This is a genomic window from Mesorhizobium kowhaii (assembly GCF_042431665.1).
GTDB lineage: Bacteria > Pseudomonadota > Alphaproteobacteria > Rhizobiales > Rhizobiaceae > Mesorhizobium > Mesorhizobium kowhaii.
Genome location: NZ_JBHLYT010000018.1, coordinates 19,145 through 39,918, shown reverse-complemented (window position 1 = coordinate 39,918; position 20,774 = coordinate 19,145). Strand labels below are relative to the sequence as shown.

At 62.9% G+C, this 20,774-nt stretch carries 22 protein-coding genes and 1 pseudogene; 16 read left to right on the top strand and 7 right to left on the bottom strand.

Features of this window, described 5'->3' with window-relative positions:
• Positions 1 to 4 precede the first annotated feature (4 nt).
• The 11 genes from ACFFNA_RS14570 (at position 5) to ACFFNA_RS14520 (ending at position 10,628) form a co-directional block, all read left to right on the top strand.
• Positions 5 to 322, top strand: coding sequence for a 2Fe-2S iron-sulfur cluster-binding protein (locus tag ACFFNA_RS14570; protein ID WP_378919249.1), 318 nt, complete (start codon positions 5 to 7; stop codon positions 320 to 322).
• A gap of 15 nt (positions 323 to 337) precedes the next feature.
• Positions 338 to 1,600 carry an NAD(P)/FAD-dependent oxidoreductase gene (locus ACFFNA_RS14565; RefSeq protein WP_378919247.1) on the top strand — a complete coding sequence of 421 codons (1,263 nt, stop codon included), beginning with the start codon at positions 338 to 340 and terminating at the stop codon, positions 1,598 to 1,600.
• Positions 1,601 to 1,962: 362 nt separating this feature from the next.
• Complete coding sequence (locus ACFFNA_RS14560) at positions 1,963 to 3,171, top strand: amino acid ABC transporter substrate-binding protein (RefSeq protein ID WP_378919245.1); 1,209 nt, start codon at positions 1,963 to 1,965, stop codon at positions 3,169 to 3,171.
• A gap of 60 nt (positions 3,172 to 3,231) precedes the next feature.
• On the top strand, positions 3,232 to 4,098 hold the full coding sequence (locus ACFFNA_RS14555) for a branched-chain amino acid ABC transporter permease (protein WP_378919243.1): 867 nt from the start codon (positions 3,232 to 3,234) through the stop codon (positions 4,096 to 4,098).
• A complete protein-coding gene (locus ACFFNA_RS14550) occupies positions 4,095 to 5,066 on the top strand; it encodes a branched-chain amino acid ABC transporter permease (protein WP_378919241.1) in 972 nt (323 codons plus the stop codon). Before ACFFNA_RS14555 ends, ACFFNA_RS14550 begins: the two co-directional genes overlap by 4 nt.
• Positions 5,063 to 5,794, top strand: coding sequence for an ABC transporter ATP-binding protein (locus ACFFNA_RS14545; RefSeq protein ID WP_378919239.1), 732 nt, complete (start codon positions 5,063 to 5,065; stop codon positions 5,792 to 5,794). The genes ACFFNA_RS14550 and ACFFNA_RS14545 overlap by 4 nt, the downstream gene beginning before the upstream one ends.
• The gene (locus ACFFNA_RS14540; RefSeq protein ID WP_378919237.1) at positions 5,787 to 6,515 is read left to right on the top strand and encodes an ABC transporter ATP-binding protein; all 729 of its coding nucleotides are present in this window, start codon (positions 5,787 to 5,789) and stop codon (positions 6,513 to 6,515) included. The genes ACFFNA_RS14545 and ACFFNA_RS14540 overlap by 8 nt, the downstream gene beginning before the upstream one ends.
• Positions 6,516 to 6,567: 52 nt before the next feature.
• Entirely contained in the window at positions 6,568 to 7,566 is a 999-nt protein-coding gene (locus ACFFNA_RS14535) for an SRPBCC family protein (RefSeq protein ID WP_378919235.1), read from the top strand.
• Between the two features lie 75 nt (positions 7,567 to 7,641).
• Positions 7,642 to 8,769, top strand: coding sequence for an S-(hydroxymethyl)glutathione dehydrogenase/class III alcohol dehydrogenase (locus tag ACFFNA_RS14530; protein ID WP_378919233.1), 1,128 nt, complete (start codon positions 7,642 to 7,644; stop codon positions 8,767 to 8,769).
• A 157-nt stretch (positions 8,770 to 8,926) separates the two neighbouring features.
• Positions 8,927 to 9,781, top strand: a complete 855-nt coding sequence (gene fghA / locus ACFFNA_RS14525) for an S-formylglutathione hydrolase (protein WP_378919231.1) — start codon at positions 8,927 to 8,929, stop codon at positions 9,779 to 9,781.
• Positions 9,782 to 9,899: 118 nt separating this feature from the next.
• Positions 9,900 to 10,628 (top strand): FCD domain-containing protein, encoded by a 729-nt coding sequence (locus ACFFNA_RS14520; protein ID WP_378919229.1) that lies wholly within the window; start codon positions 9,900 to 9,902, stop codon positions 10,626 to 10,628.
• A 153-nt stretch (positions 10,629 to 10,781) separates the two neighbouring features.
• Here the strand turns inward: ACFFNA_RS14520 and ACFFNA_RS14515 are convergent, their stop codons facing one another.
• Positions 10,782 to 11,345, bottom strand: coding sequence for a YceI family protein (locus ACFFNA_RS14515; RefSeq protein ID WP_378919227.1), 564 nt, complete (start codon positions 11,343 to 11,345; stop codon positions 10,782 to 10,784).
• A 70-nt stretch (positions 11,346 to 11,415) separates the two neighbouring features.
• Entirely contained in the window at positions 11,416 to 12,219 is an 804-nt protein-coding gene (locus ACFFNA_RS14510) for a hypothetical protein (RefSeq protein ID WP_378919225.1), read from the bottom strand.
• 328 nt (positions 12,220 to 12,547) lie between these two features.
• Here ACFFNA_RS14510 and ACFFNA_RS14505 point away from each other — a divergent pair, with 328 nt between their 5' ends.
• Positions 12,548 to 13,474, top strand: a complete 927-nt coding sequence (locus ACFFNA_RS14505) for an ABC transporter substrate-binding protein (RefSeq protein ID WP_378919223.1) — start codon at positions 12,548 to 12,550, stop codon at positions 13,472 to 13,474.
• A 235-nt stretch (positions 13,475 to 13,709) separates the two neighbouring features.
• On the opposite strand, the gene ACFFNA_RS14500 is transcribed toward ACFFNA_RS14505, so the two are convergent.
• From ACFFNA_RS14500 to ACFFNA_RS14480, 5 genes are all read right to left on the bottom strand, one after another.
• Entirely contained in the window at positions 13,710 to 14,417 is a 708-nt protein-coding gene (locus tag ACFFNA_RS14500; protein ID WP_378919221.1) for a hypothetical protein, read from the bottom strand.
• A 15-nt stretch (positions 14,418 to 14,432) separates the two neighbouring features.
• Positions 14,433 to 15,092, bottom strand: a complete 660-nt coding sequence (locus tag ACFFNA_RS14495) for a hypothetical protein (protein ID WP_378919219.1) — start codon at positions 15,090 to 15,092, stop codon at positions 14,433 to 14,435.
• 1,004 nt (positions 15,093 to 16,096) lie between these two features.
• Positions 16,097 to 16,357, bottom strand: coding sequence for a hypothetical protein (locus ACFFNA_RS14490; protein WP_378919217.1), 261 nt, complete (start codon positions 16,355 to 16,357; stop codon positions 16,097 to 16,099).
• A gap of 297 nt (positions 16,358 to 16,654) precedes the next feature.
• Entirely contained in the window at positions 16,655 to 17,872 is a 1,218-nt protein-coding gene (locus tag ACFFNA_RS14485; protein WP_378919216.1) for an NAD(P)/FAD-dependent oxidoreductase, read from the bottom strand.
• Positions 17,873 to 17,886: 14 nt separating this feature from the next.
• Entirely contained in the window at positions 17,887 to 18,651 is a 765-nt protein-coding gene (locus tag ACFFNA_RS14480) for an HpcH/HpaI aldolase family protein (protein ID WP_111543084.1), read from the bottom strand.
• A gap of 114 nt (positions 18,652 to 18,765) precedes the next feature.
• Between ACFFNA_RS14480 and ACFFNA_RS14475 the strand changes: the two are divergent.
• From ACFFNA_RS14475 to ACFFNA_RS14460, 4 genes and pseudogenes are all read left to right on the top strand, one after another.
• A pseudogene (locus ACFFNA_RS14475) lies at positions 18,766 to 18,957 on the top strand (shikimate dehydrogenase family protein); the annotation flags it as partial.
• A 41-nt stretch (positions 18,958 to 18,998) separates the two neighbouring features.
• The gene (locus ACFFNA_RS14470; protein ID WP_378919214.1) at positions 18,999 to 19,607 is read left to right on the top strand and encodes a shikimate dehydrogenase family protein; all 609 of its coding nucleotides are present in this window, start codon (positions 18,999 to 19,001) and stop codon (positions 19,605 to 19,607) included.
• Positions 19,600 to 20,406, top strand: a complete 807-nt coding sequence (locus ACFFNA_RS14465; protein WP_378919212.1) for an SDR family NAD(P)-dependent oxidoreductase — start codon at positions 19,600 to 19,602, stop codon at positions 20,404 to 20,406. The genes ACFFNA_RS14470 and ACFFNA_RS14465 overlap by 8 nt, the downstream gene beginning before the upstream one ends.
• A 13-nt stretch (positions 20,407 to 20,419) precedes the next feature.
• Entirely contained in the window at positions 20,420 to 20,767 is a 348-nt protein-coding gene (locus ACFFNA_RS14460; protein WP_378919210.1) for a RidA family protein, read from the top strand.
• Positions 20,768 to 20,774 lie beyond the last annotated feature (7 nt).

Sequence of the window (20,774 nt, the reverse complement as noted above, 5' to 3'; positions counted from 1 at the left end):
AGTCATGCCAACGATTAGGTTTCTGCTCGCGGACGGCGCCGAACTCGCCGTAGAGGCCCAGAACGGCCGCACCTTGATGGAAACCGCGCTTGAAAACAGCGTTCCCGGCATCATCGCCGAATGCAACGGCTCGGCGGCCTGCGCCACATGCCATGTTGTGCTTCCCGAGGAAATCATGTTGGCGCTCGGACCCATCAGCGAGCATGAAAACGACATGCTGGACTTCGCCGAAGCGCCGCGCGAATCCGGAAGCCGGCTGAGCTGCCAGGTCAAGGTCAGCGATGCGCTGGACAATATTTCCGTCCGCGTTCCGGCCGCCTAGCGGTTGAGGCTGACCATGTCCCTTCACGCCGATCATCCCGCCGCGGCCGAGCCTGGCAACGAAACCAGCATCGTCATCGTTGGCGCCGGACAGGCCGGCCTGTCGACGGCAGAGAAGCTGCGGGCGAACGGCTTCGCGGGATCGATCACCCTGATCGGGGAAGAGCCGGATGCTCCCTACCAGCGTCCCCCGTTGTCGAAGGCCTATCTTCTGGGCGAACTTGAACGCGACCGGCTGAAGCTGAAAGCGGAGGACTGGTACGCAAAGAACCGGATCGCGTTGCGACTGGGAGCGCGCGTCGCATCCATCGACCGCGCCCGGCGGTGCGTATGTCTCGCCGATGGTGGCATGCTTGCCTACGATCGTCTGGTGCTCGCAACCGGAGCGACCGCCCGAAAGTTGCCGCAGGCGATTGCGCGCGGTCTTGCGGGTATCTTCACCATCCGAACGCTCGCCGACATCGATGGGTTGCGGCCGGCGCTTGAAAAGCAAGGCAAGCTCCTTGTCATCGGCGGCGGATATATCGGGCTCGAGATCGCCGCCGTCGCACGCGGGCTCGGCATGACGGTGGATGTGGTGGAAGCCGCCGATCGCCCGCTCGCGCGCGTGGCCTCGGCGCAAACCGCCACAGCGGTCGAGGCGCTCCACCGCTCCAGGGGCGTGGCGTTTCATCTCGGCAAATCGGTGAGCGAGTTGCTGGGCGCAGACCGGGTTGGCGGCGCCAGGCTCAGCGATGGCACGATCGTCACCGCCGACGTTGTCGTGGCGGGGATCGGCGGTATGCCGGAAACGGCGCTGGCGGCTGAGGCGGGTCTCGCAGTCGACAACGGCATCGCCGCCGACGCTTACGGGCGCACGGACGACCCGTTCATCTGGGCCGCAGGCGATTGCGCCAATTTTTCCTTGCCCGGAGGCGGGCTGCGGATGGAGAGCGTCGGCAACGCGATCGACAGCGCCGACCTGGTCGCCCGCAACATCATGGGCGCGCGCCAGCCCTACAGACCAAAGCCCTGGTTCTGGTCGGATCAGTTCGATCTCAAGCTGCAGATCGCCGGCCTGTCCCGGCCGGACGATACGGTGGTTGTCAGGCAGGGGGCGGGACCGGGACGGTCGCACTGGTACTACCGCGAAGGGCAGCTTGTCGCGGTCGATGGGCTGAATGCGCCGCGTGACTATCTGATCGGCAAGCGCCTCCTTGCCATGTCGGCCAGCCCCGATCCCGCTCAGGTCGCGGATCCGGTGCTGGCGCTCGAGGCTCTGGCGAGCACTTCGAAATGAGGCTGCGCCCGGGCGGGGCGGCGGCATTCCATCCGCCTGAGGCAGACAAGTAGGACGAACCGGCGGACTTCTCGGCATTGACATTCTAAAGCGTATCTGCATACTATAAAGTATCTTAAATGATGCAGTGCGGGACCGGTTTTCCGCAGTGCGGCCAAATCAGCATCGTTCGGGGCCAACGTCGGCACCCGGGCCGACTGGGAATATCGTCACTAAGAGAAAATAACGAAAATATGTAAGTTTACGAAATTTGCTGGATCATCGGAGGAAAATGACCTAAGCAATTACGCTAGGGGATCGGTCGACCAACTCGCTGGGAGGCGAGGGGAGGCCAAAAACAACCAGAACTGGGAGGAATTTCGATGTTGCGACGCAGTTTCAACGTACTCATGCTTTCGGCGGCCTTGGCGGCCGGCACGTTCAGCGCGGCCTTTGCGCAGGACCCGGTCAGAATCGGTGTCAGCGCATCCAAGACCGGTCCGCTTGCGGGCGGCGCGTCAGGTGTGCTTTGGCCGAACATCAAGCTGTGGGCCGAGAAGGTGAACAAGGCCGGTGGCCTTAAGGTCGGCGATCAGATGCGGCCGATCGAGATCGTTGAATATGACGACAAGTCGTCGCCGGAAGAGGCGGTCAAGAACATCCAGCGTCTCGCCACCCAGGACCAGGTCGATCTGATCATTCCGCCCTATTCGACAGGCCTCAATCTCGCGACCGCTCCGCTGATCGCGAAATATGGCTACCCGCAGATCGTCTCCACCGGCAATGCCAACGATCTCGATCAATTCGTCAAGCGCTGGCCGAACACCTTCTGGCTGCTTGGCCCGGCGCAGGGCATCGCCGACGGCATCGTCGGCACGCTCAAGGATCTGCGCGACGCCGGCAAGATCGGCAACCGCGTCGCGGTGATCAACGTTTCCGATGCCTTCGGCCTCGAGATGATCAAGACCGGCAAGCCCGCGCTCAAGCAGGCCGGCTTCGATATCGTCTATGAGACCTCCTATCCGCTCGGCAATCAGGACGTCGCTCCGGTGATCGCCAGCGCCAAGGCGGCCAATCCCGACGCCTTCATCGCCTATTCCTATCCGCCGGACACCTTCGCTCTCACCGAGCAGGCGCAGTTGCAGAAGCTCGACGTCAAGGCGTTCTTCGTCAGTGTCGGCGGCAATCTCGACGGATACGGAAAGCGCTTTGGTGCCGCAGCCAACGGCGTCCTGATCATGGGCGGCGTCAATGCGAGCGACCCCGTCTTCCAGGCCTATCGCAAGGAGCACCTCGCGGTGACCGGTCAGGAAGCCGACTGGTGGGCGAGCCCGGTGGCTTATGCCAGCCTGGAGATCCTGCAGCAGGCCGTCGAGCACGTCGGCAGCCTGGACAAGCAAGCGCTCAACAAGGAAATCCAGTCGGGCACCTTCAAGACCGTCATCGGCGATATCCACTTCGAGAACAACATCAACAACAACAACTGGACGGTGGGTCAGTGGAGCGATGGCGTCGTGCATGGCGTCAGGGCGACCGGTAACATCCAGGGCGCGCAGCCGCCGGTGCTCAAACCCGCCTGGCCCAGCAACTGATCCGATCCTCCCGGCGGCCTGGCGTCCTCTTGACGCCGGGCCCGTGACTGCGAGAGTACAATGCTCATCCTGCTGACAGGCCTGCTCCTTGGGGGCACCTATACGCTCATCGCGCTCGGGCTCACGCTCCAGTACGGCGTGGCGCGGATCATGAACCTTGCCAATGGCGAGACGCTCGTTGCCGCGTGCTTCGTCACCTTCTGGCTGTATACAGGCTTCGGGATCAATCCGCTGCTGGGCCTGCTGGTGATCGGCCCCGGCGCCTTCGTCGTCAACTGGCTGATCTATACCTGGCTGATGCAGCCCCTGGTGAAGCGGGCCAGCAATCGCGGCATGCTCGAGGTCGATTCCATCCTGGCGACCTTCGGGCTGCTGTTCCTGTTCCAGGGGCTGATGCTGCAGGCCTTCGGCGGGTCCTATTTCAACTACGAGTTCCTCGCCCAGCCATTTTCCATCATGGGCAACTCGTTCGGCCTGAACCGCGTCGTGGCCTTTGTCGCCGCCGCCGTGATCGCCACGGGTCTCTATGTCTTCCTTTACCACACCGACCGCGGCACGGCCGTTCGCGCCGTCGCCGTCGATCCGCGCGCCGCGCGGCTCGTTGCGATCGACGTGCGCAAGACCGCGGCCTTCGCCTTTGCGCTCGGAGGAGCGATCACGGCCTGCGCCGGCACGCTGCTGTCAACCTTCTACACGTTCAACACGTCTATGGGCGTGATCTTCACGATGAAGGCGCTTATCATCGTGATCATGGGCGGCGTCGGCGACGTTCGCGGTGCGGTTCTTGCCGCTCTCGTCCTGGGCGTGACCGAGACGCTCGTCGCCAGCCTGCTGGACCCCGGACTGACGCTGGCGGCCAACTACGCCCTGTTTATCGTCGTTCTGCTGTTCCGGCCGCAGGGCATCTTCGGAAAGCGGCCGGCATGATGAACATCCCGCGCAACGAACTCCTGGCTCTTGGTGCCGGCCTTGCCGGCGCGGCTGTGCTGGCCTTTCTCCCCTTGGTCACCGAGGGGTTCTGGCTGTCGCTCAGCGTGAACATCATGCTCTATGCCGCCATATGCACGGCCTGGGCGCTCTTTTCCGGGCCGACGTACCTTGTCTCGCTGGCCAGCGCCGCCTTCTTCGGAGTCGGAACCTATTCGGTCGCGATCTTCATCGACGTCCTGCCTTTCCCTGCGCTTATCCTCATCGCGGTCGTCGCCGGCGCCTTGCTGGCCACATTGGTCGGATTGGCGACCCTCAGGCTCTCGGGGGTCTATTTCGTGATCTTCACCCTCGGCCTCGCCGAACTCCTCGGCCAGATCGTCACTTGGGTGCAGACCAATTTCGGCGGCACGATCGGGCTCTACGTCTTTACCGATTTCACCGAGACGCATCTCTACTGGATGCTGCTCGCGCTGACGGTGGTCGTGTTCGTCACCGGATGGCTCATCAACAGGTCGAGGCTGGGTCTCGCCTTGCGCATCATCGGCAATGACGAAGCCGTGGCGCGCCATATCGGCGTCGACACCGCTCGCACCAGGGTCATCCTGTTCGCGGTCTCGGGGGCCTTCATTGCCGTAGCCGGCGCGATCATGGCGCCTCGCTACGGCTACATAACGCCGGACGCAGCGTTTAACCCGATGACGTCCTTCCTCGTGGTCATCATGGCGCTGCTCGGCGGCACCCGCCGCCTTTGGGGCCCCCTGGTCGGCGTCGTTCCTTTCACCGTGGTGATGGACTTTATCTCTGGCCACTTCCCGAACCAGACGGCGGTGATCATGGGACTCGCATTTCTGGCGATCGTCTATGTGCTTCCCGACGGCGTCACGGGCCAGTTGGAAACCCTGTTCCGTCGCCGCCGCTCCATCGACAAAAGCCTGCCGGCAACGACCGCCGAGGAGGGCAGATGAGCGTTCCTCTCCTGACCATCAATCGGGTACGCAAAGCCTTCGGCGGCCTTGTCGCCATAAACGACGTGAGCTTCGAAGTCGCCAAAGGCGAACTGTTGGGGCTGATCGGACCGAACGGCTCGGGCAAGACCACGATGCTCAACCTTATATCGGGGGCGCTATCGCCGACATCGGGCAATATCCTGCTGTCCGGTCAGAACATCGCCGGACGCCCGGCCCACAAGATCGCCCGCATCGGGGTCGCCCGAACCTTCCAACTGGTGCGCGTCCTGCCGTCGATGAGCGCGCTGGAGAACGTCGTAGCCGGTGCCGTCTACGGGCACAACAGGCTCTGGGGCGCCGAGGCGCTGGCGCTCGCCCGCGATCTGCTGGAGCGGGTCGGGTTGAAAGGTCGCGAGGAGGTTCCCGTCGCGGCGATGACCTACATCGACCAGAAGAGGATCGAGCTCGCCCGTGCGCTTGCGGGAAACCCGCATGTCCTGCTGCTCGACGAATGGCTCGCCGGCCTCAACCCGAGTGAGTTGAGGGTCGGCATAGAACTCATCCGCGAGATCAGCGAACAGGGCCGGACGATCATCATGGTCGAGCACGTGATGGATGCCATCCGTTCGCTTTGTACACGCTGCGTGGTCATGAATTCCGGCACGAAGATCGCCGATGGCCGATCGGCCGATGTCCTGGCCGACCCGGAGGTCGTCCGTGCCTATCTGGGAGATGACGATGCTTGAGGTGTCCAATCTCGGCGTCCGCTACGGACGGCACGTCGCGCTCGACGGTGTTTCCGCACGTGTTTCCAAGGGCGAGATCTGCGTCATCCTGGGCGCCAACGGCGCTGGAAAGTCCAGCTTCCTCGGCGCCGTCGCAGGGCTTGTCGGCACGGAGCCCGGCACAAGCATCGTCATGAATGGCAAGGATGTCACCAAACTCGACGCCCATCTGATGGTGGAGGAGGGGGTCGCGCTGGTTCCGGAAGGCCGCGGCATCTTTGGCGAACTCACCGTGGCCGAGAATTTGCGGCTTGGAAGCCATGCCAGGCGCGCGAAAGCCGATGCGGGCAAGATGCTCGACTTCGTCTACGGCCTGTTTCCCCGGCTTGCCGAACGCCCTCGCCAACTGGCGCAGACCATGTCCGGCGGCGAACAGCAGATGGTCGCGATCGGCAGGGCGCTGATGTCCAAGCCGGACATCCTGATGCTGGACGAGCCCTCCCTCGGGCTGTCGCCGCTGCTGTCCAAGGAGTTGTTCAAGTCACTGGCTATCATCGCCGGCGAAGGCTTCGGCATCCTGCTTGTCGAGCAGAACGCGCGGCTGAGCCTCAAGACTGCCGATCGCGGCTACCTGATCGAGACGGGAAGGATCGTCGGCGAGGACACGGCGCCGAACCTGCTCAACGACGCAAAGGTCATGAGCGCCTATCTCGGCGTCTCCGCCACGACGGTCGCGCATTAGCGCGCCGCGGCTCGCCAAAACACAAATCTGGTTCAACGAATGAGGATGCTCCATGCGCTTGCTTGAAACCGAGATCGTCATCGACGCACCGCCACAAACCGTTTGGGCCGTGCTGGACGACATCGGGCGTTACCCAGAATGGAACCCCGCCTTGCCGGCGCTGCGCGGACGCACGACCGTCGGTCAGCGTGTCGTCGGAACGCTGCGCCAGCCCAATGTTCCCGAGCGCGAGGTCACGCCGACCATCACCCGCATCGTGGGGGCGCGGGAACTGCGCTGGCTGAGCCAGGCGCCCGGCGGTGTGTTCAGCGCGGAGCACATCTTCATCCTGGGGCCGACCGGGAACGGCGGCACGCGGGTGCGCCACAACGAGGTCTTCGACGGCCCGATGGCAGACGAGCGCTGGCCTAGCATCGATACCAATTTGCGAACGGCCTATCTCGACTTGAACCGTGCGCTGAAGGCGCGGGCGGAGGCCTTGCGCGACGAGACGACCGCGCTGCACCCGGCCGTCGAGCGGGATCTATCGGCTGCGCCGGTCGGCGCATTCACCGCGCGCTGCAAGTGTACCAGCGAGCCGGTGGAGATAACGGTGGATCAGGCCGTGGCGCACAATCATCTGTGCGGCTGTTCGAAATGCTGGAAGCCTGCCGGAGCCGCCTTCGCGCAGATCGCGGTCGTGCCGGCGGGCTGCGTCGAGGTGAAGGCGCATGGCAGCAAACTCGAGGCCGTGGACGCCACCCAGAAGATCGAACGCCACCGCTGCAGATCCTGCGGGACGCATATGGTCGGCAAGGTGTCCGATCCGGATCACCATTTCTACGGCCTCGAATTCGTGCATCCCGAACTGGCGACGGATGGGCACCAGCCGAAGATCGAGTTCGCGGCCTTTGTGTCTTCGCTCGTCGAGACCGGGACGCCGGCGACCAGCATGGCCAGCGTGCGCGGCGCACTGGTCCAGGCCGGGATTCCCGCCTATGACGCGTTCTCGCCGGAACTGATGGACATCATCGCCTGGCACAAGGTGAAGCTCGCGAAGGCGGCCGGCTAGCAACGGCCTCGCCGCGAACTCTGGAGAACCGGCCTGCCGTCGTGGGCCGATGCTGATCGAAATTGGAGAACACGCATGAAAACCCGCGCCGCTGTCGCTGTCGCCGCCGGAAAGCCGCTGGAGATCATGGAGGTCGACCTCGATGGTCCGCGCGATGGCGAGGTGCTGGTCGAGATCAAGGCGACCGGCATCTGCCACACCGACGAGTTCACGCTGTCGGGTGCCGATCCAGAGGGTCTGTTTCCGGCCATCCTCGGCCATGAAGGCGCCGGCGTCGTCATCGATGTCGGCAAGGGCGTCACCTCGGTCAAGAAGGGCGACCACGTCATTCCGCTCTACACGCCGGAATGCCGCCAGTGCCCGTCCTGCCTGTCCAGAAAAACCAATCTGTGCACTGCGATCCGCGCCACGCAGGGCCAGGGCCTGATGCCGGACGGTTCGTCGCGCTTCTCGATCGGCAAGGACAAGATTTTTCACTATATGGGCTGCTCGACCTTCTCCAACTTCACCGTGCTGCCCGAGATCGCGCTGGCCAAGGTCAACCCCGACGCGCCCTTCGACAAGATCTGCTACATCGGCTGCGGCGTCACCACCGGCATCGGCGCGGTGATCAACACCGCCAAGGTCGAGCAAGGCGCCACCGCCGTCGTGTTCGGCCTCGGCGGCATCGGCCTCAATGTCATCCAGGGCCTGAAGCTTGCCGGCGCCGACATGATCATCGGCGTTGATCTCAACAACGACAAGAAGGCCTGGGGCGAGAAGTTCGGCATGACGCATTTCGTCAATCCGAAGGAGATCGACGGCGATGTGGTGCCGCATCTGGTCAGCATGACCAAGCGCGGCGCCGACCAGATCGGCGGCGCCGACTACACCTTCGACTGCACCGGTAGCACCAAGGTGATGCGCCAGGCGCTGGAAGCCTCGCATCGCGGCTGGGGCAAATCGGTCGTCATCGGCGTTGCCGGCGCCGGCCAGGAGATCTCGACGCGGCCGTTCCAGCTCGTTACCGGGCGTACCTGGATGGGCACCGCCTTTGGCGGCGCACGCGGCCGCACCGATGTGCCGAAGATTGTCGACTGGTACATGGACGGCAAGATCCAGATCGATCCGATGATCACCCACACGCTGAAGCTCGAGGACATCAACAAGGGTTTTGACCTCATGCATGCCGGTGAGAGCATTCGCAGCGTCGTGGTCTACTGATCGGTATGAGCCACACGCCGCGCTGAAAGCTCTATGGTCGGCGGAAGCCACACGGGCGTTCCGGAATGCCCGTTGGTCGGTCCACCAAGCTTGCTGCAATCACAAACGCTGCGGTAGATACACCGGCCATGGTTGGCGTTTGGCGGAGAAGGAACACATGCCAGAACAGATGAAGCCGATTTCCGCCGCCAAATCACATGGCGGTATCCAGGGTGTCTATTCCCACGCTTCGGATGCCTGCGCCTGCGAAATGACGTTTGCCGTTTTCGTGCCACCTCAGGCGGCGCAAGGTCCGCTGCCGGTCGTCTGGTACCTGTCAGGATTGACCTGCACCCATGCCAACGTGATGGACAAGGGCGAGTACAGGCGCATGGCCGCCGAACTCGGCCTGATCGTCGTTTGCCCTGATACCAGTCCGCGCGGGGCCGACGTTCCGGATGAAAAAGACAACTGGCAGTTCGGCAACGGTGCAGGCTTCTATGTCGATGCAACGCAAGAGCCCTACGCCGGGAACTATCGCATGTATTCCTATGTCACCGAGGAATTGCCGGCGTTGATCGCACGGGAATTTCCCGCCGACATGACGCGCCAGGCGATCTTCGGCCATTCGATGGGCGGGCATGGCGCGCTGACGATTGCGCTCAGAAATCCCGCCCGCTTCCGAAGCTGCTCAGCGTTCGCGCCGATCGTGCAGCCGACCACCGCCGGCTGGTCGCGGCCGGCGTTCGAAAAATATCTCGGCGGCGACGAGGCGGCATGGCGCGGGCATGACGCCTGCGCGCTCGTCGAGGACGGTGAGCGCTTCCCGGAATTCCTGGTCGACCAGGGCACGGCCGATGGGTTTTTGCAGGACGGTCTGCGGCCGTGGCTGTTCCAGGAGGCGTGCGACCGGGCGGGCATCAGGCTCGTCCTGCGCATGCAGGAGGGCTACGATCACTCCTACTTCTTCATTTCGACCTTCATGGACGATCATCTGCGCTGGCATGCCGAGAGGCTATTGTCCGACCGCTAAGACCTACGCCCTGTTGTTCACCCGCCGGACGGCGGTACCCGTACCCTCAGGGCGACAGGTTTGATTATTTCGAAAATCCGCAGTAATCTCCGCTCTAATTCAATGCGGAGTCGTATGCATGAGCACCACCCTCAGGCCTGCCGGTGAGACACGCGCCGGGGATGTGTTGGCGCGCATGCGGAGCGATATCATCAGCTGCGCCTTGAAGCCGGGAACCAAGCTGCGCTTCGAAACGCTGAAGGAGTTGTATGAAGTAAGCTTCTCCACCTTGCGCGAGGCCCTCTCGCGGTTGGTGGCCGAAGGTCTGGTTGTCGCGGAGGGGCAGCGCGGTTTCCTGGTCGCGCCGGTCTCGCTCTTTGATCTCAACGATCTGACGGATGTTCGCGTGCTCATAGAACGGCAGTGTATCAGGCTGGCGATCGATCACGGCGACGACCGTTGGGAGGCCGACATTATGGCCAATTTCCATCGGATGGATCGCCTGCAGAGCCGGCTTGGCGCGAGTTACTATCTCTCCGACGACTGGGCTGCGTTGCACGGTGCTTTCCACCTTTCGCTGGTCGTTGCATGCGGCTCGCCGAATCTGCTCGAAATCAGGCAGAAGCTCTTCGAGCGCGCCCACCGCTACCGCAGGATGTCCTCGCAGTTTCGCCCGCAATGGCGCGCAAAGGACGTCGAGCACAAGATGATCATGGATCGGGTCATCGCCCGCGACACGGCCACGGCCCAGGATCTGATCGAGCGGCATATCCGCGAGACGACCGAGAATGTCATCGCTCATGCAAGCCACCTTTTTGCGCAAGGTGGCGATTCTTTCGGGCGAAGGGATCCCGTGGCGGCGGAATAGGCCACTGAACGTTTCATCGGGCGCGATACACCGACGAGAGTTTCTCAATTGGCCGGAAGGAGGCGGACCGCGCCAATGCGCTTCGCTTCCTGCCATTGCGCGGAATCGAGGTACCCGGCAGGCTTGTTGCCTGCCGGGTACGTCACCGCTGGCCTACGAACGGGCACGCCCTTCAACTTGAACAACGAGGCTCACATCGTCGCCGATCATTCCGAGCGCGGCTTTCATGCCGAAGTCGCTGCGTTTGATCGAAGTGCGAGCGCTGAAGCCGACGACGTGGCTCTTGTCCCACGGGTTTTGGCCTTCCTTGTTGAAGGTGACGTCCAGCGTGACGGGTTTCGTGACGCCGGCGATGGTTAGATCACCGGCGATCGTGCCGGACTTGGCGTCCACCGCCTTGAATTCGTGCCCGACAAAGGTGATCTGGGGGAACTCTGTTGCGTTGAACCAGTCCGCGCCCTGGATGTCGCTATCTCGTTGGGTATTGTTGGTCGAGATGCCGGCAACTTTCACCGAAACATCGAGGCTGCTTTCGGTCGGTCGGGCAGCGTCGAACTCGAACGAGCCCGAGAATTCCTTCGCGATCCCGATCACCTGCGAGAAGCCGAGATGATCGATGAAGAATGCGATCCCTGAATGCACGGGATCAATATCGAATGTCCCGGCCGCCGCTCTTTCGGCGGTCAGCGGCAGCCAGGCGATGGTAGCGGCAAGCAAGGTGGTGCGCAGTAGCTTCGACATGGTTGTAGTTCCTCCCTGTTGATGGTTTTGACAGTCCTTTCCCGGGTCATACCGGGAAGCTTGAGCCGTACCGCGCAATCACAGTCGCCACGGATGCACCGACAGGCAGCAGGCACATCCCGACAAATGCGGCGAGTTGAACGACCTTGTTCGTGGCGCGGACCCGGCGCAGGATCGGATCGACGACAAAAGGCGTGACAAAGACCAAGGTGAGCACGGCCAGCGCCAGCATGTCGGTCTTGCGCGTGATCAGCGTGACGGTTTGCGCGGCCGCGATCGTGCCCCCTGCTCCCCCAAGAAGGGATGCGGAGCGAAATCCGAAGTTCGGATTTGAAATGTTGGCGGCGACAATGGCCGCGATGGCGGCTGCAAAAAGCAGGCTGAGCTGGAAGCTCGAGGACGATGCGCCCAACAGCGCGATCGGCGCGAATCCGGCGCATGCAATGCCGAGCAGTGTGGCGCGTCTTGTGCTGGACACGTCCTTGGACTGACCTTTTCCATTGGAAAGGCCATACATCACCAGCAGGCCCCATAGCGCAGCCGCCGCCACTTCTAGGAGCGCATCGGGCAGCCGAGCCGTTCCAATGTACGCGGCAGACGCGATCGGTTGGGCAAGGACGAGTGCACGACCCAGCCCGCCGCGGCCGGCGGCCTCGACCAGGACACCGAGCGCCGTTCCGATCACGGCCACGAAGAAGATCTTGTTGACCGCGCCCACGGGCGGAAAGGACGGCACCTTGTTGTAGGCGAGCCAGTAGGCGACCAGGAAGGAGGCCGGCACCAGGAGGTCTGTCCAGACCCGCCCGGCGCGCAGCCAGCGCAGCAGTCCAGCAGCGACAAGCGCCAGCAAACCCAGCACAGCCATGCCCAGGATCAGCGCTTCCTGTGGCGATCGCGCGAGGCCGCTCATGTCAGCAGTCCGTCAATGCTTCGAACCGCCGGCCGTCGGCAATACTCTTGGTAATGTGCATACGTCCTCCCTCTCGGCTTGATGTTGCATCAGCCGATTCACCGATCGATATATTGACATACCAATTGTTCTTTAGATACCAATTAGTATCTCGATCTGATATGCCTGTCAATGTGAATGGCGCCAAGGTCGCAGTAGCGACCCACATCTCGCCAGACAGATGAGCAAGCCGGTGCTCGCGCCGGACGTTTCAAGGGAGGACATCGTCATGACCAATCTGGAACCCGCCGGCCCAGTCGATCTTCGGCTCGCGGGCGGCGCGCAGGGGTTCAACTGGCTCCCCGTCTTCGTTGCCGACGAACAGGGCCTTTTCGAAAAGCACGGCATCCGCATCGTCTACAAGCGGATGGGCAGTGTCGAAAAGGCAACCACGGCCGTTCTCGAAGGCGAAGCGGACTTGGCGATCACGCCGCCGGAAGGCGCCGTCGCAGATTTCGTCAGGGGAGGAGAGTTGCGTATCGTGGCAGCCAACGCCGTGCGCCTGCCGATGTCCATCGTGGCGCGCTCGGGCATCAACTCGCTCGCCGAGCTGAGGGGGAAAAGGATCGGCACCTCCTCGCTGACGGAGGGGACTGCGATCTACACGCAGGTCATACTGGCCGCGGAAGGGCTGCACTATCCCGGCGACTATGAGTTTGCCTTGGCCGGCATTCATACGAAGCGGTGGGAGGCGCTCCAGGCGGGCGATATCGACTGCGCTCCGCAGCCCGCGCCGTGGAACTTCCTCGCGCAGGACCAGGGCTACAGCCTGCTCGGGGAGGTCTGCGCCGCTATCCCCGAGATCGTCTTCACCGCCATCATCGGAAAGGCTCCCTGGCTCGGCGCGAACCGCGATGTGGTGACCAGCTTCCTCAAGGCGCTGATCGAAGCGCATGCGGTCACCAATGATGCGGCCAACCATGGCATCACCCTGCCGATCTTCCAGCGCATCACCACGCCCGACAGTGAATCCCTGGCGCGGCGGGGGTTGGAATACATGCGCGGCATGGGCATGTGGCCGGACGGCCTTGCCGTACCGGACAAGGCGCTCAGGACGACGATCGACCTGATGGTCAGGGCCAACCTGCTCGACAAGTCGAAGCGCGGCGCGGCGGAAGGCGTCTTCGACAGGCGCTATCTGGAAGGCGCCGCCTGATCACCCGTGGCCGGCGATCCATGCGCGGCCAACCGCGAGGCGACGGCCGCGACGATGCCCGGGCGGTTCCTGCCGCGACGCGTCAGAAGATATTCTCTCATCCGCCGGGGTGCCGCGGTCGCTCTGAGAGCACGGCCATCTGGTCTGCGGCCTCGATGTCGAGGCCCATTCCAAGGTGAAATGTTTGGCAGCTGGCACTCAGCTCGATCCGAGCCATGCTGGCGTGCTCAGCGCGTCAATGTTTGCCGGTCTTGATGACCTTTTCGAAGTAGGGTGCCGGTGCAACCTTCGCCCTGATCTCGCGCAACTGGTGCTTCTCTACCGTGTTGCGGCGCGAATCAGGCTCGCCCCACACAAGCGTGACTTCGGTTCCCGGTTGTGCATGCTCGATTTCGACAAGCCCCAGCGAGATAAAGCGGTTGGCGTTTGCCGTGAAAGACGGCCAGGTCGAGATCCCCGCAACCTTGTCCTTCTTCATGACGGCATCGACCTGGAATGTGGCGTACATGGGCATCGGCATGTTGGGGAACTTGGCGGGGGTGCCGTTGGCCGGGAAGATGGAGTCCTGCATCACGGCGGCCGCATCCTCGTCGTTCCACTCAAGCGTCACCTTCGTGCGGCGCTGGTTGTTCGCCCTCTCCAGCAAGGCGTCGCGGCCGATGAAGTCGCGGCCGAAGTCGATCACGTTCCTGTAGCCGAGCTCGATCGGGTCGACATAGTAGTCCGTGATGTCGTCCGACACGAAACTGCCGCCGAGTGAGGCGACCGCCTCCAGGAAGTAGTTGTTCAGCCACTCGCGGTAGGGCTTCATGTCATCGCTGTGATAGATGGCCGGCAACGGCATCGGCACCCAGCCGGACTCCTGTGCAGTGGTCGAGTAGGCAAGGGCGCCGATCTTGCGCATCCCGTATTTCTCGCCGGTCTTCTCCAGCGCCTCGCGCACCGCCTGCTGGTCGTCCTAGGCTCCGTAGATCTCGAATCCGGGTTCGCCGGCCATGCCGTGCCGGAGGGCACGGACGGATTTGCCTGCAATCTGGAACTCGCCGATGTTGAAGAACTTGATCTCCGGCAGGCCGCCGCCGCTCGCCTCGTGCATCAGCGCAAGGGCGTTCGGCCCCTGGATCTGGACGCGGAACACCTCGCGTGTGCCGGAGCGGATCGAGAAATTGTCGTCCTTTTTCGCCTCGACATCATAGTTGCTCTTCTCCGCATTGTAGAGCACCCAGTCGCTTGCGAAGGGAGCGCCGACGATGCGAAAGAAGTCCTCGGCCTCACGGAAGATGATGGCGTCGGCGATGTAGAACCCGTCGTGGCCCGCCAGCACGAGCTGTTTGGCGCGCAGGACCGGGAACGGGTCGAACTTGTTGACAGCGATCTCCGAGAGGAAGGGGATGACCTGCGACCCGCGCAGGTGCAGTTCAGTCATGTGGTAGGACTGCTCGAGCAGCGCGCAGCTATCCTTCCACGCACGCACTTCGTCGCGCCAGTTCGTGAACTCGGGCGGAATGACGGGAAAGCGGTAGGGCCCGAGGTTGGAGCCGCGGAGCAGATTTACCGGACCTCCCGCCGCCTCCAGGATGCTCTCGAGGCTCTTCGGTGCCTCATTCGTCGTTGCCATGTCACTTCCTCCATTTTGTCTTCGTTATTTCACTTGGCGGCCCGGCTGGTGACACGGGCTTTAGCGAGCTTCACCTGAAACCAGGTCGCAGGCCGCCGCGTGCAGGAGCGTATTTCCGACGCGGCTTCCCGTCGCGGCGCTAGAGCGGCGCTCGCTTCGCGCGGTGAGGGCCCGTGCGGGAAAAGCCAAGATGTCCTCCCAATGAGTGTCAATACAGCGGCCGGATCCGGCCCTGACCATGCGCCTCAGGGGCGACTTTCAGAACAGATCCACGGCGTGAAAAATCACTCAGATGCCAATTAGTATCCAAAAATCAATTGGAATGTAAATGCGCAATTTTCCTGACTCGCGAGGGCGGCCGATGGACCGGTAGAAAAGAGTTGCCGCTGAGCCAGCGCGCGATCTCAGTGGGGTCAGCGCATCGACGTTGGCAAGGCGAATAATCCTGTGGCCGCTCCGAGCGGCGGAATGAAGCAGATGGCGAGGAGTGTCGACATCCGTCGCCGTGTGCTGAAAAGTGCAGGCGACGAGATGCGGCAAAATTCCGTCAAATCGCCGCGATCGCCGAATGTCGGTATCAGTGATTGCGTGTCCCCGAAGTTGGTCTGCCGTTAATGTTGCCTCGGCAAAGTGACGCCGGACGGGCATTTATTCGGAGTCATCACCGCTGCGTTCGCCACCGAATACGAGAACATACGAAGGATATGGCTGGGCGAACCACCCGCTAACCGATTGTTTTTGTTGAAAAGACGACGTCCCTCCGGACCCGCCATAACTATTGATTTTATTGATAAAAATATGCCTCGGCCCAAAACGTTTTGGGCCCATTGTGGGCCCAAAGGAAAGGGCGGCCGATATGCCGCCCTGCGCATGGTCGGTTGATTTCACTTACTTGACGACGCGCAGTGCCGCTCGCTGCTTCATCGCACGTTCGTTGATGGCGCGGGCTATGTCGACAGCCATTCGCTTCTTGTTGGCCTCTCGGACATATTCGTCCGTGACCGTCACGGAAGAATGCCCCATCGCCTCCATGATGGCGCGCGCTTGGACGTTGCATTCGGCGAGATATGTGCCGAAGTACGGCGTAGCCCGTGCAGAGTGTAGCCCTCCGGAATGCCGGCCTGCTTGTTCCAATGTGCCATCATGCCGGTGAGGCTCTTTTCCGCGAATAGACGCCCATAGGCATTCTTCAGCACAGTCCCGCCTTTCGAACGATCGAGCGGCGCCAACGCTTGCGCCAGCTTGTCGACGATGGGGATAAACATCTCGCGGCCGCCGTGACGGTTGCGGTTCTTCTTCTGCCGGAAATCGAAGGCCCTCGATCACCTCCAGAGAGCCATCGAACAGTTCCCGAGCGCTACGGCAAGTGCAGCAATGAGGGGCAGTCGACTGTGTCAGCGCCTGTTCTTACGACCGTCACCTGCCCGACTGCGAACCACATTCTGCAAGTGGTTCGCATTGCCCTCGGCCTTTGGACGATTAGTCATTTTTAGGCAAATCATGAATGCTCTTGGCGCTTCACACGGCGCAATCCAAGCAAGTCGAGAATGGATGGAACTTGGTCAGATCACTGCTTCTTCCAGGAACGGTTCATCGCGCTCTATGCGTTCGTAGCTGAATGGCGACAGGTCGAGCGTCTGAAAAGCCCCGTGGATAATCAGCTCCGATACTGCCCGGCCTACGGCCGGTGACTGTTGCAGGCCGTGCCCGGAGAACCCGTTGGCGAACATGAAGTTGGTCACCTCCGGGTGGAAACCGACGATGCCGTTGTGGTCGAGCATGTTGTACTCGTAATGGCCGGTCCAACTCGTCTGAACCTTCAATGCGTCGAAGGCTGGAATGCGGTGCCAGAGCGCCGGCCAGATGTAGTCGTCGAACTCTTCATGGTGCATCTCGAAGTCGTCGTAGTCGGCCGGTCCGTCGCCTTGCGGCGTGTTGCCTGTGAGGAAAAGCTCCCCTTCGGGACGCACGAACGTACCGGACAGGTCGATGACATTGGGCATCCGGCCGGGGATAGGGTTGGCGCTGGCGAAGACGAAGCTGTAGCGCTTGTAGGGCGCGACGGGGATCGACAGGCCGGCCATGGCGGCGACCTGTTGCGCGCGCGGGCCTGCGGCGTTGACCAGTGTTCCACAGCCGATCGTCTGGCCGGTCGCGAGGCGCACCGAGATGACCCGCCCATCGGCAACATCCAGTCCCGTCGAGGCATTGTCGATATACTCGACACCGCTGGCGCGGGCGGCCCGGCGGAACCCGTTCATCATGCCCATGGAATCGAACCAACCCTCTTCCCGCGCCCCCCAGGAACCGCCGCCGAGATCCTCGACATTCAACCAGGGAAAGCGCTCCTTCAGCGGACCTGGCTCGAGGAAGACCGTGTGGGCGCCAAGGCTACGCTGCAGATCGACGCGCTCACGCGCCGCCTCCACGCCATCGGGTGAGCAGCAGTAGAGATAGCCATGCTCGCGAAAGCCGAGGTCGGGCGCCGGTTCGTCCTTGTAGAAGGGTGCCATCCGCTCCTGGAAGGTCCGAATGATCTCGATGCCGAACTGGCTGATCTTCACATTGATCGGATTGGAATATTGCTGGCGGATGGCGCTGGTGGAGAGCGCCGTCGACGAGAACTCGTAGCTGCTGTCGCGTTCGACCACGAGGATCGAGGCGCCGCTGCCCTGCGCCTGGCTCAGCCAATAGGCCGTCGACGAACCGATGACCGCGCCGCCGACGATGACGATGTCATAGCTCGTGCGCGACGGCGCCTTGTAAGGAGGGATTGCCACAGTCTGTCTCCGGTCTATTGGTTGAACGAAGCGACCAGGGCATCCGAACCCCGCGCCAGCAGGCCGAGGTCGGAACCGACGGCAACCATGGTGAAGCCGTCGGCGAGATAGCGGTCGGCGTCTGCCTTGACTGGCGCCAGAATGCCGCTTGCCTTGCCTGCCGACGTTGCGGCCTTGCGTACGGACGAAATTGCCTCTTGCACATGCGCCGCGCCGGGGTTGCCCATCGCACCCATGTTGGTGGACAGGTCCCCAGGACCGACAAAGAGGACGTCGACGCCGTCAACCGCGGCAATTTCGGCGGCATTGGCGACGCCGGTCTCGTCCTCGATCTGCACGGCAAGCAACTGCTGGGCGCGCGCATTGGCATGATAGCCGGTGATGCGGCCGAATGCGTTGGCGCGATGGCCGACGGAGAAGCCGCGGACGCCGCCCGGGGCATAGGTCATCGCGGCGACGATGGTGCGCGCCTGCTCCGCCGTCCGCACATTGGGGATCATCAGGCTGCGTGCGCCGATGTCCAGCGCCTGCTTGATCAAATTGGCGTCGTCGGACGGCAGCCGCACCACCGCCTCGCTATCGAAGCCGCCCATGACCTGCAGCTGCGCCATGATGCTGCGCAGATGGTTGGGGCTGTGCTCGCCGTCGATCAGCACCCAGCCGGCGCCGGAGCCCGCGACGATCTCGGTGGTCAGGGCCGAGGCTAGCGAGCACCAGATGCCGATGTGAGCCCGGCCTGCCGCCATGGCGGCCTTCAATGTGTTGCGGCGCTCCTGCATTTTTGCGATCGGTCTCCCGTGAAAGACGGTTCATTGAAATTTGTATGATGTCCTATATCATATGACATTAATTCGCTGCAAGATACGTCCGGGCGCCCAAAATCCTGAGCGATCATGAACAGTCAAAAGAAAAGGAGTGAACCGATGCGCGGAACCGGCAAGGCCGACATCTTCGTGATGCTGGCCCATCCAGTGGCACATGCCAAGAGCCCCGGCATATTCAACGAGATCTTCGAGCAGAAGGGCCTCGACAGCCTCATGGTACCGCTGAGCTGCCGGCCGGAGGATTTCGAAACCTTCTGGGCCGGCATCACGGCGGCCGAGAACATCCGCGGCGTGATCATCTCGTGCCCTACAAGATCGCGGTCTACCACAAGTGTTCCGCCGCCCACGACCGCGCCGCACGAGTCCAAAGCGCCAATTCGGTCCGCCGGCTGCCGGATGGAAGCTGGTACGCCGACAATTTCGACGGCGTCGGCTTCATCGAAGGGCTCAAGGCGGGCGGGCATCTGATTGCCGGCCGCCGCATCCTCCAGGTCGGCGCCGGCGGCGCCGGCGCGTCGCTGACCTACTGTCTGGCCGAAGAGGGCGCTGCGGAGATCCGCTTGGCCGACATCGACAGTGGCCGCGCGGAGAAGCTCGCTTCGCTCGTCAGCAAGGCGTTTCCAAAATGCCGTATCGAGGTCGGCCAACCCGATCCGTCTGGCATGGACATGGCGATCAACGCGACGCCTTCCGGGCTGAAGGCCAACGATCCGCTGCCTATGGATGTGACCAAGCTGACACCGGACATGACGGTCGTCGACATCATCATGGACCCGGCCGAGACGGCGCTGCTCAGGGCAGCGAAGGAGATCGGCTGCCGCATCCAGCCGGGGCGCCCGATGATGGATTTCCAGGTCGAAGCAATGTCCGCTTTCTTCGACATCGAGCAGAAGGACGGCGGCAATGGCTGAGACATTGACGGCCGTCGTCATCGGCGGCACTTCCGGTATCGGACGCGCGATAGCGCTGCGCTTCGCCGAGGACGGCTACCATGTGGTCGTCGCCGGCAGGGATGCGGCACGAGGCAATCAGGCGGTCGACGCCTGCGGCGCGGCGGGCGCGCCGCGCGCTCTGTTTGCCCAGACTGATGTTGCCGATGCCCACTCGGTGGAAGCGCTGGCGCAGGCCGTCAGCGATGCGTTCGGCACGCCGCATGTCGTCGTCAATTGTGCCGGTATCCTGCAGAGCGGCAAGCACGTGCTCGACCAGGACCTGGACGAAGATGAGAGGATGTGGAGGGTGAATTATCGCGGCACCCTGCTGGGTTGCCAGGTCTTCGGCCGGCTGATGTCGGCTGCCGGTCGCGGCGCCATCCTGAATGTCGGCTCGCTTGCCTCTTTCGCGCCGCTGTCGCTGCCCGCCTACACTCCTGGAAAGCATGCCGTTCTAGCGCTGACCCAGATCCTTGCAGCCGAACTCGGCCCGCACGGGGTGCGCGTCAATGCGGTGGCGCCCGGCTACACGCTTTCCGATGGGCTGAAGGCCAGGATCGCCAAGGGCGAGCGCAACCCTGAAGCCATACAGGCGACCACGGCGCTGCGCCGCTTCGTCGAGCCGCGCGACGTTGCCGAGGCGGCCTTGTTCCTCTGCTCGGAGCGTGCCGCGTCGATAACCGGCGTGACCCTGCCCGTCGATGCCGGCTGGCTCGTTCAGGCCCCTTACGCGCAGTACCTGCAGGGCAACCCCATCCGGCAGACGCCGGCAATCTGACAAGGAAAATCCAGTGAGTGATATCAGGCGCTTCGACTTCGACACCCGCATCCACCACGGCGTCATCCACGACGGCACGCTGTACCTCACCGGCCAGGTCGCCAGACCCGGCCAGTCCGCGGCCGACCAGATGCGCGAGGTGCTCGGCAAGGTCGACGGGCTCCTTGCCAAGGCTGGTACGGACAAGACCCGCATCCTCCACGTCCAGATGTGGCTGGACGACGTCAGGGATTTCGACGAGGTCAACACGGTCTGGGACGCCTGGATGCCGAAGGAGCATGCACCGGCGCGCTCTTCCGGTGAAGGACGCATGGCCAAGCCCGGAATGCTGGTCGAGTTGATCGTCACCGCGGCGGTTTGAATGGTCC